This is a genomic window from Uliginosibacterium sp. sgz301328 (assembly GCF_041807905.1).
Lineage (GTDB): Bacteria > Pseudomonadota > Gammaproteobacteria > Burkholderiales > Rhodocyclaceae > JBGVSA01.
Window position 1 is genome coordinate 68564 of record NZ_JBGVSA010000002.1, and the last position, 13220, is coordinate 81783.

The following is a 13220-nucleotide window of genomic DNA, read 5'->3' on the forward strand; positions in this document are numbered from 1 at the left end:
GAACCATCTGTGAGCAGCAAGCGTTACGCGGAAGCATTCAAGCTCGAAGCAGTTAAACAAGTCATTGAATACGGTCAAAGCGTACCCGATGTGGCCGCGCGCCTGAACGTGAGTCCTCCGACCTTGTACGCATGGCTCAGACGCTATGGCGTGCCCATGCATGCGCGACAGACGCACGATCAACAGCAGGCAGAACTACGGCGCTTGCATGCCGAACTCAAACGCGTCACCGAAGATCACGACATCTTAAAAAAGGCCGCAGCGTACTTTGCCAATCAGTTCGGGTGAAGTACGCATTCATTGAGGCCCACCACGGTCAATGGCCCATCCGTCGCCTATGCAGGGTCCTGAATGTTCACCCGAGTGGATACTACGCTTGGGCGAGCCAACCTTTATCTGTGCGCGCCGAGGACGACGCGCGCATGCGGAGGCTGATCAGCCGGAGCTGGCTTGAGAGCGGCGGCGTATACGGGTATCGCAGGATCACGCGTGAACTTCGCGAGTTAGGGGAGGGTTGCGGCAAGCATCGGGTCGCTCGATTGATGGGTCAGATTGGACTTCAATCGGCAATCGGATACCTCCGCCATCCTGGGAAAGATGGGAAACGTCCCATGCAGCCGCCTGCCTATCATCAGTGGCACGAACTCAGTGTCTCGCAGCCAAACATGGTCTGGATGATAGAGGTTACGTACATTCGAACCTACCAGGGCAAGCTGTTCGTGGCGACCGTGTCGGATGTGTTCTCACGCAAGGTGGTGGGTTGGTCGGCAGAAGCGGCCATGTCGCCGGAACTGGTGCTCAAGGCTCTGGCGATGGCCGTCCTGCGACGAGAGCCCGCGCCAGGCGTCCTCGTGAATTTCGGTCAAGGCAGTCAGTTCAGCCGCCATGATTTGCGACTCTTTTTGCGCGCGTTTCGCCTTAAGGCCTACATAAGCAGGCGCAAGGATCGCCATCGAAATGGCATTGCCGATGGCTTCTCACAGTATCTTCAGCGCGAACGCGTAAGGCGAAAAATCTATCGCACGTCCGAGGAAGCCCGACGAGAAGTGTCGGACTACGTTGAGACGTTCTACAACCCCATGCGACGCCATCGTCATACGGGTGGGTTATCTCCCGACGAGTACGAGAGGCGGCATTTCGAGAAGCTCAATGGGCTGCCTCGGCGTCATGATGCGTCTCACCTATAGATCGTGAGACCGCATAGATCTCCGGTTTGAGGCCATCCAAGCGCGCACCAGCGGGAAATCTGGTTGGCGCGCTCGAGCGTTCGCTCATTTCTTCAGTCTGCTCGATCAAGGCGTAGTCATCGCCGTGAGACGGATGCCCATGTCCCGGCTGGCGCTTGGACAGGGGGCTTAGCGGCCGAGTCAATGTACTCCCCGTGGCTTCTCCATCCCAATCATCCATCGGAACGCGAGTCGTTTTCTGACTCTCGCGCATTCACTGCGTTGCTGTCGCCACGTTGATGCGCCACTAGCGCGTCGCACGTCGGAACCACAACTGATCGTAGAACTGCTCACAACGCGACTTCTTTCTTTCGCTCCTGTCTGCGCAGTTGCCCCCCGGCGAACGCGTCGACGGCGCGAGACGTATCCACTTGAAGCTCAGAGCGATCTACAGAACCCGGGGCGATTCGGCAAGCCATGTTCTGCGATGACATTTGTCTGCCGTTTTACTCCTGGCGCTGATCACCATGCTCTCGCACGCGCGCAAGGCGTGCCGGGGGGCGTATCGCACCCCCGAGTCAATCGAGGAGAACAAGTGATGCAAGCAAGATTGATCGGCGCAGCAATGTGCCTTTCCTTTATGGTCCCCGCTTTTGCTCAGTCGAATGTGACGGTCTATGGTCGCGTCGACATGGGATATCGCACATTCACCAATGATGGAAAGGCAACGCTGGAGGATCAAGAGTCAGGCAACCGTTGGGGCCTGATCGGAGAGGAAGATCTTGGAGATGGATTGAGTACATTCTTCCAGTTGGAGAATCGCTTCTATCTTGACACCGGGATGCAGGACAGTGACCGTCAATGGAAGGACAAGGCATTTGTCGGTCTGAAGAGCAAGCGCTGGGGCTCGGTGACGCTGGGCCGTCAGTCCTCCGTGTCCGATCTGCTCTACGGCGGGGGCGATTTCGAAGCTTTCGGTGGCGACACAATCGGCAAGATGCCGAATCGTCGTGCCAGGTCCGTTGCCAAGTGGGACAACGCATTCAAGTATGAAAGCCCCTACATTGGCGGCGTGGTCCAGGCCATCGCCACCGTGGGCCTGAAGGAGAATGCAGTCGTCCAGAAGAACCCCTGGGGTGTAGGCGCAAAGGTGAACCTGGGCGCCTTCAAGGCAGACCTGGTCTATCAAAAAGATGCTGTCGACGGCACCAAGGCAGCGCTGTGGAAGACTTGGTTCGTAGCGGGTTCCTATGACTTTCAGGTTGTGAAGGTCATGGCTGGGGTCGCCCGCTCCAAGGGGTATGAGTGGGCGGGAATGGGTGACAAGAACGCGACCCAGACGGCGTACCAGATGGGACTTCGTGTTCCGTTCGGGGCCAACACGATCATGGCGACACTCGGTCGGATCGAAGACAACGCGAGCGGCACCAAGACCAAGAGCAACCACGTCGGACTGGGCTATTGGTACTCGCTGTCAAAGCGAACGACCTTGATGGCTAACCTGAGCTACGACTCGATCGACCGCGACGGTGCGGCCCTGCTGTATGGCGAACCCAAGGGTGCAAAGGAGAACTCAATGGGTACAGAACTGGCCATTCGCCACACCTTCTAAGCGCGGGCACTCGGGAACATCGGATCCTGTTCGGGTCCGATGTTTATTTCATCTGGCGGACTGGACTCGACGAAAGGCGATACGTGCTCCCGCAATGGATGGTCTCCCGACACGCTTCCCCTTGGCCTCGCGTGCTGCGCATTCATATCAGGCGGCCAGGTGCGCCGGAAATCTTTCCGAGGCTGAAGGTGCGTCCGTTGGTGACCCGGCGCATCTCTCCGGATTGCGCACAATACCGTTCCATCGGGAAAATACGTGTAGCTCGCCGATCTGTTGGTGCCGAGTTATTTCATTCCCGAACAAGGAAGCAACAACGATGACTTATCCGCTGTCGTTCGATATTGCCGCATACGAAAGGGACCGGCTCGTATGCAATGCCATGGCAGCCCTTGGCGCGCCGGTGCGCAGCATCGTCCAGTCGGTCAACCCGCGCAGCCCCGGTTCGCCGCACGATTTTTCCTCCGAGGCCGATTACTGGTGGCCCGATCCGGACAATCCCGAGGGGCCGTACATCCAGCGCGACGGATTGACCAATCCGGACAACTTCACCGCCCACCGCGAGCTGATGATCGACTTTGCTCGCGACGTCGGGGCGCTGGCGGGCGCGTGGCTGGTCAACGGAGATGCGCGCTTCATCGACGCCGCGCGTCGCCACCTGATGGCGTGGTTCGTCGATCCGGCCACGCGCATGAATCCGGATCTCCAGTACGCGCAGGCCATCAAGGGCGTGTGTACGGGCCGCGGTATCGGCATCATCGACACGGTGCATCTGGCCGAGGTCGCGCTGGCGGTGAAAGCGGCACACGCCGTGGGTGGAATTCCGGATAGTGAATTCGGAGCGATCCAGGCGTGGTTCGCCGACTATCTCGCATGGATTTCCACGCACCCGTATGGCGTTGCGGAGAGCAACTGGCACAACAACCACGGCACGTGCTGGGCCCTGCAGGCTGCGGCGTTCGCACATCTGACCGGCAACGCGGCCGCGCTGGCCGATTGCCGTCGCCGTTTGCTCGAGGTGCTCATGCCGCAGCAGATGGCAGCCAACGGCGGCTTTCCCAAGGAGCTGGCGCGCACCAAGCCATTCGGCTATTCGATCTTCAATCTCGACGTCATGAGCGCGTTGGCGCAACTGCTGTCGACGCCGGACGAAAACCTGTTGCGTCACGAATTGCCCGATGGTCGCTCGATGGTGCGTGGCATCGAATTCCTCGCGCCATTTCTTGCCGACAAGGACACGTGGCCGGGCGCGGAGGACGTCATGTACTGGGACGAATGGCCTGTCCGGCAGCCCGCACTGCTGTTCGGCGCGCTGTCGGCGGGGCGCGAGGATTGGCTCGCGCTGTGGCAGCGCCTGCCCGCGGACCCCGAGGTTTTCGAGGTGCGCCGCAATTACCCCGTACGCAACCCATCGATCTGGCTGGCCGTGGTGCCGCTCGCGCGCTGACGCCGCCCCAATACCAGGCTGACCTGGAGGAGATAACGCATGTACATCGGGACGCAATTCCCTGCCCGCAACGATGACGACTACCGCGTCATGGCGCAGCTCGGGCTCAAGCGCATCTGCGCCAACCCGCCGGGCCACCCGCGCGAATGGACGCTGGATGCGCTGCTGCGCCATCGCGAGCACATCGAGAGCTTCGGGCTCGAACTGGACATGATTCAGTTGCCCATGTCGCCACGCGTGGTGGAAAAGCACGACTTCCCGGACATCATGATGGCCGGCCCCAAGCGCGACGAGCAGATCGACTTCATCTGCAAGCTCATCGAGAACGCAGCGCGCGTGGGTATTCCCGCTGCGCGCTACAACCTCAACATGATCGGCATTCCGCGTTCAGAACCGGAACTTGGCCGGGGTGGTTCGATCAACGACGCCTTCCGCTGGGACAAGATGGACCAGAACGCACCGCCGACCGCTGCGGGCGTCGTCGACGAAGACGAAAACTGGGCGCGCATCGATTACTTCCTCGAACGCGTGGTGCCGGTGGCCGAATCGAATCGTGTACGCATCGCATGCCATCCGCATGATCCGTACACGCCCGATGGCTATCGGGGCGTGAAGCGCGTGCTGGGCACTGTCGAAGGGCTGAAGAAATTCGTGCAGATGCATGAGAGCCCGTACCACGGACTCAACTTCTGCCAGGGTACGGTCGCCGAAATGCTCGAGGACCCGGCCACCGAGATCTTCGACGTCATCCGCTGGTTCGGCGAGCGCGGCAAGATCTTCAATGTGCACTTCCGCAATATCCGCGGCTGTCGTCTGTCGTTCATGGAAACCTTCCCCGACGAAGGCGACATGGACATGTGGAAGTCGCTGCTCACGTATGCCGAGGTCGGCTACCAATACATGCTCATGCCCGACCACGTACCGCATGTATCGGGCGGCGACTCGAAAAATACGGCCTTCGGTTTCACGTACGGTTACATCACCGCCATGCTCGAAGTGCTGCGCAGCATGCCGAAAAATGCGGTGGCAAGATGAAAGACAACGCGTTCATCGGAGTAGGGGCGCCAATGTCAGCCGGGGCGGACATCATCCCCTGACCCAGCACCACGTTGTCGCCGGTCACAAGCGCTAAGCTTCCTGCTTTGAGGGGATTGTCGATGCGTCGGGTTCTATTGCGGTGGACAAGGGGTTGCGTCCTCGCCGGCCTCGTCGGTGCGCTGGCCAGTTGCGGCTATGTGAGCTGCGCGGCCCGCGGCGGTTCCGGCGGGGGCGTGCAGGGCGGTTGCGGGGTGGGGGTCGGGGTGCGAATCTAGCCGACCGCCTCGGGCGAAACAGGCGTACGCTGGACAAGGATCGTTTCGGCGGCACGGCCCTTGCCGCATACGGGAAACCGGCGCTGTGCTGCGCTGCCACCTTCTTGCAGGAGGTCGCCATGACATCCATTCGCCCTATTCTTGTCCGCCTGGCTCTTGCTGGCTTGACGGCCGTACTGCTGCCAGCGTGCGCGCTGAGTCCGAACACCGGCGTCGGCTGCGCAGCGCGTACCGGCAGCGGTGGCACCGCAGCCGGCTGTGGTGGCGGCATGGGCTTTTGAGGCTGTGGGCCGCCGGTAAACACGGACCGGCCTGCATCCCGTAACATAGGCGACCGTTTTTTCCTCTCGACCGGACCGCAATCGGCGGTCGTCCCATGAGCCGTCAGCGCATCGACGAACAGGCCGCTTTCGTTTTGCACACGTACCCTTGGCGCGAGACCAGTCTCGTCGTCGAGGTGTTCTCGCGCGAGCACGGCCGTCTGCCGCTGGTGGCCAAGGGCGCGCGGCGCCCGGGCTCGCAACTGCGTGGCGTGCTGATGGCATTCCAGCCTTTGCAGGTATCGTGGAGCGGACGCGGCGAGGTAAAGACCCTGACCGGGGCGAACTGGCGCGGCGGTCAGCCCTTGCTGGGCGGCGTGGCCCTGTTGTCGGGCTATTACCTCAACGAGCTGCTGCTGCGCTTGCTGCCGCGCGAGGACGCGCATGTTGCGCTGTTCGACCACTACGCGGCGACCCTGCTGCAATTGGCGCACGGCGAGCCGCATGCGCCGCTGCTGCGCGCGTTCGAGCTGGCCTTGTTGCGTGAGCTGGGGTATGCGCCCACGCTCGATCGCCTGGCCGACAGCGGCGAGCCGGTGAGTCCGCAGGGCACCTACCTGTATCTTGCCGAGCGCGGGGTGATCGCGGCGACGGATAATTTTGGCGACGCGCCGACATTGTCGGGGCGCGTGTTGCTGGATATGGCGCGCGGGGATTTTTCCGCCGCCGATACACTGGTGCAGGCGCGCGCCCTGATGCGCCGCCTCATCCAGCATCATCTGGGCGGGCAGACGCTGGAGTCCCGCCGCATACTTATCGAATTGCAGGACATAGGAGCCGGATTGTGATTGAACTGGGCGTCAACATCGACCACGTCGCCACGCTGCGCCAGGCGCGCCGCACCTACGAACCGGACCCCGTCTGGGCCGCGGTGGAAGCCCACCTTGGCGGTGCCGACGGCATTACCGTCCACCTTCGCGAAGACCGCCGCCACATCCAGGACGCCGATGTGCGCCGCCTGCGCGAGCTCACGCACATCAAGCTGAACCTCGAAATGGCCGCGACCGACGAGATGGTCGACATCGCCCGCGAACTCAAGCCGGAGATGGCGATGCTGGTGCCGGAAGGCCGCCAGGAAGTCACCACCGAAGGCGGGCTCGACATCGTCGGGCAGGAATCGCGCATCCGCGACGTGGTGGCGCGACTGGCCGATGCGGGCATCATGACGAGCGTTTTCATCGATGCCGAAATCCCGCAGGTCGAAGCCGCTGCACGGGTGGGCGCGCGCGTGTGCGAAATCCACACCGGTCCGTACGCGCACGCTTTCTTCGCGCGCGGACGCGACGCCAAGAGCCCGGCCGTACTCGAAGAAATCGCACGCATCCGCATGGCGGGCGAAGCGATCATCGGGCTGGGCATGCGCTTCAACGCGGGTCACGCGCTCAACTACTTCAACGTGCAGCCGATCGCAGCGCTGCCGGGCGTGCGCGAGCTGCACATCGGCCACGCCATCATCAGCCGCTCCGTGTTCGTCGGCCTGCGCGAAGCGGTTGCCGAAATGAAGCGCCTGATGCGTGAAGCGGCGCCGCGCGAATGATCTACGGCATCGGGACCGACATCGTGGCGGTGGCGCGCATCCGTAGCGCCATCGAACGGCATGGCGAACGCTTTGCCGAACACATCCTGACCGAAGCCGAACTCATCGAGCTGGCGCGTGCGCCCGACGCCGCACGCTTTCTCGCCAAGCGCTTTGCCGCCAAGGAGGCGTTCGCCAAGGCGTATGGCACGGGCCTGCGCGCGCCGGTGACGCTGCATGCGATGGCCGTCACGCACGACGCGCTCGGCAAGCCCTTTTTTGTGTACGACGAAACGCTCGACGCGCTGATGGAAGAGGACGGGTTGCATTGCTTCCTGTCGATCAGTGATGAGCGCGAGCACGTTGTCGCCATGGCGGTGATCGAGCGCCGCTGATACTGATTGCAGACTGCGCCCCTGCGTGGCGCGGTGGAGAACGATATGCCTTTGTCTTTGCCGCTTGGTCCCGTCATGTGCGACGTGGCGGGCTTTTCGCTGACCGACGCCGAGCGTGAGACGCTATGCCATCCGCTGGTCGGCGGTGTGATCCTGTTCACCCGCAATTACCAGAGCCCCGAGCAGCTTGAAGCGCTGACGGCGGAAATCCACTCGCTGCGGACCCCCGCGCTCATCATCGCCGTCGACCACGAGGGCGGCCGCGTGCAGCGCTTCCGTCCGAATTTCACCAGACTGCCCGCGATGCGCGTGCTGGGCGAGTTGTTCGACCAGGACGAACACCGTGCGCGCGACGCCGCCCGCGACACGGGTTTCGTGCTTGCCGCCGAGTTGCTGGCGCACGGGCTGGACCTGTCTTTCACACCGGTGCTGGATCTCGATTACGGCCGCAGTGGCGTCATCGGCAACCGGGCTTTCCATGGCGATCCGCTCGTCGCCGCGGACCTGGCCTACGCGCTCGCCACCGGCCTGCGCGAAGCGGGCATGAGCTGCGTGGGCAAGCACTTTCCCGGCCACGGTTTTGCCGAAGCAGACTCGCATGTGGCGATGCCGGTCGACGCGCGCGATTTCGACACCATCTGGGAGCAGGACATCGCTCCGTACCGCCAGAGCATCGGGCGCATGCTGGGCGGCGTGATGCCGGCGCATGTGGTCTACGAAAAGGTCGATCCGAATCCGGCCGGGTTCTCGCGTTATTGGCTGCAGGACGTTCTGCGCGGCAAGTTGCGGTTCAAGGGCGTGATCTTCAGCGATGATCTGACGATGGAAGGCGCGACCACCGTCGGCGGTATCGTGGCGCGTGCCGAGGCCGCGCACAGCGCCGGCTGCGACGTGGTGCTGGTATGCAATCGCCCCGATCTCACCCACGAACTGCTCGCCGGCTGGCAGCCGCAAGTGAGCGACGAATCGCGCGCCCGCATCACCGCGCTGGCGCCGACCGGTCGCCCCGATCACACCGCACTGTCGCTGGATGCGCGCTTCCAGCAAGCGTGGCAGACGGTGCAGGGGCTGACGGAAGTCGCCTGATCGCTCAGTCTTTCTTTTCGCGCATCGCACTCGCGATTGCGCGTTCCCCACGATCCTCCAGCGCCTGCGCGGCGCTGGCGCGGTCGCGCCCATCGCGGTTCTGGCCCAGCTTCCACTTGGCTTCGATACGCGTGATGGCGATCTCCAGCCCGATGATGTGAGCGAGCAATCCATCGATGTAATCGGCTGGCGCGTCACCCATCTTCCACGCGCGTTCCCCGTTGACGGCGGCTTCATGCTTGCGCATCAGACGGGCCACCACGCCACGCACGAATCGTTCGTCGTCGCGCACGGTGAGCTTGCCGTGCACATGCGCCACGCGGTAATTCCACGTCGGCACCTGTCGGTGCATCTCTTGTTTGCTCGGATACCAGTTGGGCGAGATGTAGGCGTCCTCGCCGCGGAATATCACCAGCACTTCGGCGCCATCGCACGCGTTCCGCCACACAGAATTGGCACGCGCGACGTGGGCGATGAGGCGGTCGTGCGGGCCATCGTTGCGGTCGAGCAGGAAGGGAATATGGTTGGCATCGAGCCCGTCGGGCCCTAGCGTGACGAGCGCGCCCAGCGGATGGTCTTCGATGAGTTGGTGGATCTGCTGGAGATCGGGGGCTTCGAAATGGCGAGGGAGGTACATCGTCGCTTTCTCCGTGTGGAGCATGCTCCGCTTTCCACAGAAGCTGTGGACAACCTTGGGGACGCTGCGCGGACAGTGGTGCTAACTACTTGATACGCAAACAAGGTGCGGCACCTGCTCAAAGTTTCAGCAGATGCCGCGGGGTGTTTCTCATGCGCTGCGGGCAGTGGCCGGTGCCACGAGTCCGTCGGCCTTGAACATGGCCTTGATGCCGCGCACGGCCTGACGGATACGCGATTCGTTTTCGATCAGCGCGAAGCGCACGTGGTCGTCGCCGTGGTCGCCGAAGCCGATGCCGGGCGATACCGACACCTTGGCCTTTTCCAGCAACTGCTTGGCGAATTCCAGCGAGCCGAGTGCGCGATACGGTTGCGGGATGCGCGCCCAGATGTACATCGATGCGCGTGGGAGTTCGACCTCCCAGCCCGCTTCGATCAGCCCCTTGTAGAGCACGTCACGACGGCGCTCGTAGGTGGCGGCGATCTCGCGCACGCATTGCTGGTCGCCTTCGAGCGCGGCGATGGCGGCGACCTGCACCGGCGTGAAAGTGCCGTAGTCGTGGTAGCTCTTCATGCGGGCCAGTGCGGCGACGAGGTCCGGATTGCCGACCATGAACCCGATGCGCCAGCCGGCCATGTTGTAGCTCTTCGACAGCGTGAAAAACTCCACTGCCACGTCCTTCGCGCCCGGCACCTGCATGATCGAAGGTGCCTTCCAGCCGTCGAACACGATGTCGGCGTAAGCCAGGTCATGCACGACGAGGATGTCATGCTTTCTGGCCAGCGCGACGACGCGCTCGAAGAAATCCAGTTCCACGCATTGCGCGGTCGGGTTGGAGGGAAAGCCGAGCACCATCATCTTGGGCTTGGGGTAGCTGCCACGGATGGCGTCTTCGAGTTCGGCGAAAAAGTCCACGCCGGGGACCAGCGGCACCGAGCGCACGTGTGCGCCGGCAATGACCGCGCCGTAGATGTGGATCGGATAGCTCGGGTCCGGCACCAGTACGGTGTCGCCGCGATCGAGCGTGGCGAGCATGAGGTGCGCCAGCCCTTCCTTGGAGCCGATGGTGACGATGGCTTCGGCGTCTGGATCGATATTGACGTCGTAGCGTTCCTTGTACCAATGCGCGATGGCGCGACGCAGGCGCGGGATGCCGCGCGATGCAGAGTAGCCGTGCGTGTCCGGACGCTGGGCGACTTCGACGAGCTTGGCGACGATGTGCGCGGGCGTGGCGCCATCGGGGTTGCCCATGCTCATGTCGATGATGTCTTCACCGCGACGGCGGGCGGCCAGCTTGAGTTCGGCGGTGATGTTGAAAACGTAGGGCGGAAGGCGATCGATGCGCGCAAAGCGGCGCTTGCCTGAGAGGGCTGACATGGTGATCCTTGACGTAAGCGCCCGGAACCGTCCGAGCGACGCGGGCCGACTGTCTTCGGCCCGGCAAGCATGCTAACCGATGTTGGCGCCGCTGTGTCCGCCTGCGTGCGAAATTGGCGTGGCGCCGTGCGTCGGTTGGGCGCTCCGCCGGGTCGCCTGATGTCACAATCCGCTCACGACAAGAACATATCGACGGAGACATCGCGTGACTGCACGACCCCATCGTTTGTGTGCCGTGGCACTGGCCTGTGCGCTGGTTTTTTCGTCTGCGCCCGACGCGCGCGCCGCGACCTTGGCGCTGCCCGTCGCAAGCGCCGACGCGGGAATCGACGGCGCACGGGTGGTCAACGCCTCACTTTTCGTCGGGCACTACGACGCGGTTCGCGGCGCGCTGCTCATTGGCGGCACCGACGGCGCGATCATCCGGTCGATCGATGGCGGGCAGCGCTGGCAAGCGGGTGCAACGCCGGGCGGCATGGTCATCGGCGCGATCGCCGACGACGGTCGCGGGGGCACTTTGCTGGCGGTGGGAGCCGGGCCGGATGTGTGGCGTTCGACCGATGGTGGCGCGACGTGGCTCGCACACCCAAGCGGCGCGCAATCCGCGTTGCGCACAGTGTTGCGGGATGCGCGGCGCGCAGCCTGGCTGGCGGCGGGGGCTCGCGGCACGATGCTGCGGTCGAACGACGATGGCCGTACCTGGATGACTCTCGATACGCCGGCCGCTGGCGCCATCGCGGCGATGCTGCAGACCGCGAGCGGTACCTTCATTGCGGCGGGCGAGCGCGGTCTGCTGATGCGTTCGGAAGATGGCGGCACCACGTGGCGCGCGTTGCCGATTGAAACGGACGCAGGTGTCACGCGACTGGCGCAGCGCGGTTCGCTCCTGCTTGCCACGTGCACGGACGGGCAGGTACTGCGCTCGTTCGATGACGGCCGCAGTTGGCAACGTGTGGCGACCGGGGCCGACGACTATCTGACGACGGTACTTGCTCCGTCGCACTTCTCGCGCATTTTCGTGGGTACCGCCAAGGGCGCGGTGCTCACATCCGACGACATGGGCGCGCACTGGCGACGTATTCCGCTGGGCGCGTCGATCTATGTGAGTGCCCTGGTGGCCGATGGGGCCACGGTGTACGCGTCCGGCGACCATGGTGTCGTCATGCGTTCGACAGACGGGGGCGACCATTGGCAACCGTTCAGCACCGGCGAGGTCACCAACATTGAATCGCTTGCGCTGGACCCCACTCTGCACACGCTGACGGCTTTCGGCGGAGGAGGGCTGCTGCTGACAAGCAGGGCCGGTGCGGCGTGGTCACGGGTGCAGGCGGATATCGGCCGCTACGTACACGACATTGTGACCGTGCCGGGGTCGGACGATCTGGTCGGCGTGGGTGTCGAAGGCGCGGTGATCCGCTCGCGCGACGGCGGGCGCAGTTGGCAGCCGGTTCAAGCGGGGCTCGGCGGCGCGAGTTATCTGATGACCGCCGTGACGACACGCGGTGGTGCGATTCTGGCGGCCGGCCCCGGCTTCATCGTTCGCTCCACCGATGGCGGCCTGTCATGGCCGAAGGTCTTTGCGGTGGACGATGCCGCGCGCGCGAACTTCCAGAAACTCATCCTCCTGCCGGACGACGATGGCATCGTCGCCCTCGCCAGTCCTGGCGTGGTGATGGTGTCGCACGACGATGGCAAGACGTGGCAGTCGACGGACGCTGACACCCGACGCCATTTGTTCTCGGGGGTCGCGCTGCGTGGTGGTGTCATGATCGGGGTCGGTAATGCCGGCGCCATTGCGCGCTCGGTGGACGGCGGGCATCGCTGGTCGATGGTCGATGCCGGCGTCACGGAAAGCGTGGACGGCGTCTATTCGCCCGACGGCGTGCGCGAGGTGTGGGCCATGTCCGGCAAGAACCTGCTGCATTCGAGCGATGCCGGTGAGCACTGGACCATCCAGCCGACGCCCGCGACCGGGCCGTTGCGGTTCATGCTGGCGCTGCCCGGCGCGCGCACGCTGGTGGCAGTGGGCGGGGACGGCGCCATCGTGCGTTCGACCGATGCGGGGACGACCTGGCGTGCCGTGGCTTCGGGCGTGCAGTCGAATCTGCGCGGACCCTTGCGCGAGCCGCGCGGTGGCGATCTCTACGTGCCGGGGCGTGACGGTGTGCTGCTTCGCTCCGTCGATGATGGCGCGCATTGGTCACAAGTGGCGACCGGTACGCAGAAGCATCTCAAGTCGCTTGTCATCGATCCGCAGGGCGATGCTCTGTTGAGCACAGGGGAACGCCTTGTGCGCATTCCGCTGCCGCGTCCTTGAGCTGCTCACGACAACAAAAAACCCCATCGTCCCTGGA

Annotated in this window: 12 protein-coding genes; 10 read left to right on the forward strand and 2 right to left on the reverse strand. The window is 63.7% G+C overall.

Going from position 1 to position 13220, the window contains the following annotated elements; translation table 11 throughout:
• Window positions 1–9 precede the first annotated feature (9 nt).
• From ACDA63_RS01745 to nagZ, 9 genes are all read left to right on the forward strand, one after another.
• Window positions 10–1187, forward strand: a protein-coding gene (locus ACDA63_RS01745; protein WP_373661441.1) for an IS3 family transposase whose coding sequence is annotated in 2 segments (ribosomal slippage) — window positions 10–244 and window positions 244–1187 — 1179 coding nt in all. Because the reading frame shifts where the segments join, the coding sequence is not laid out codon by codon here.
• 577 nt (window positions 1188–1764) lie between these two features.
• On the forward strand, window positions 1765–2778 hold the full coding sequence (locus ACDA63_RS01750) for a porin (protein WP_373661442.1): 1014 nt from the start codon (window positions 1765–1767) through the stop codon (window positions 2776–2778).
• Window positions 2779–3094: 316 nt separating this feature from the next.
• Complete coding sequence (locus ACDA63_RS01755; RefSeq protein ID WP_373661443.1) at window positions 3095–4222, forward strand: alginate lyase family protein; 1128 nt, start codon at window positions 3095–3097, stop codon at window positions 4220–4222.
• Between the two features lie 39 nt (window positions 4223–4261).
• Window positions 4262–5257, forward strand: coding sequence for a mannonate dehydratase (locus ACDA63_RS01760; RefSeq protein ID WP_373661444.1), 996 nt, complete (start codon window positions 4262–4264; stop codon window positions 5255–5257).
• Window positions 5258–5654: 397 nt separating this feature from the next.
• Window positions 5655–5816 carry a hypothetical protein gene (locus ACDA63_RS01765; protein ID WP_373661445.1) on the forward strand — a complete coding sequence of 54 codons (162 nt, stop codon included), beginning with the start codon at window positions 5655–5657 and terminating at the stop codon, window positions 5814–5816.
• 95 nt (window positions 5817–5911) lie between these two features.
• On the forward strand, window positions 5912–6643 hold the full coding sequence (gene recO / locus ACDA63_RS01770) for a DNA repair protein RecO (protein ID WP_373661446.1): 732 nt from the start codon (window positions 5912–5914) through the stop codon (window positions 6641–6643).
• Window positions 6640–7392: a pyridoxine 5'-phosphate synthase gene (locus tag ACDA63_RS01775; protein WP_373661447.1), complete on the forward strand. Its 753-nt coding sequence runs from the start codon at window positions 6640–6642 to the stop codon at window positions 7390–7392. Before recO ends, ACDA63_RS01775 begins: the two co-directional genes overlap by 4 nt.
• Window positions 7389–7766: a holo-ACP synthase gene (gene acpS, locus ACDA63_RS01780; RefSeq protein ID WP_373661448.1), complete on the forward strand. Its 378-nt coding sequence runs from the start codon at window positions 7389–7391 to the stop codon at window positions 7764–7766. Before ACDA63_RS01775 ends, acpS begins: the two co-directional genes overlap by 4 nt.
• A 45-nt stretch (window positions 7767–7811) precedes the next feature.
• The gene (gene nagZ / locus ACDA63_RS01785) at window positions 7812–8852 is read left to right on the forward strand and encodes a beta-N-acetylhexosaminidase (protein WP_373661449.1); all 1041 of its coding nucleotides are present in this window, start codon (window positions 7812–7814) and stop codon (window positions 8850–8852) included.
• Window positions 8853–8856: 4 nt separating this feature from the next.
• Here nagZ and ACDA63_RS01790 read toward each other — a convergent pair whose 3' ends face one another.
• Together ACDA63_RS01790 and alaC are read right to left on the reverse strand one after the other, a co-directional pair.
• On the reverse strand, window positions 8857–9489 hold the full coding sequence (locus tag ACDA63_RS01790; protein ID WP_373661450.1) for an FMN-binding negative transcriptional regulator: 633 nt from the start codon (window positions 9487–9489) through the stop codon (window positions 8857–8859).
• A 150-nt stretch (window positions 9490–9639) separates the two neighbouring features.
• Window positions 9640–10866 carry an alanine transaminase gene (gene alaC / locus ACDA63_RS01795; protein ID WP_373661451.1) on the reverse strand — a complete coding sequence of 409 codons (1227 nt, stop codon included), beginning with the start codon at window positions 10864–10866 and terminating at the stop codon, window positions 9640–9642.
• Between the two features lie 205 nt (window positions 10867–11071).
• Here alaC and ACDA63_RS01800 point away from each other — a divergent pair, with 205 nt between their 5' ends.
• On the forward strand, window positions 11072–13183 hold the full coding sequence (locus tag ACDA63_RS01800; RefSeq protein ID WP_373661452.1) for a YCF48-related protein: 2112 nt from the start codon (window positions 11072–11074) through the stop codon (window positions 13181–13183).
• The last annotated feature ends 37 nt before the right edge of the window (window positions 13184–13220 follow it).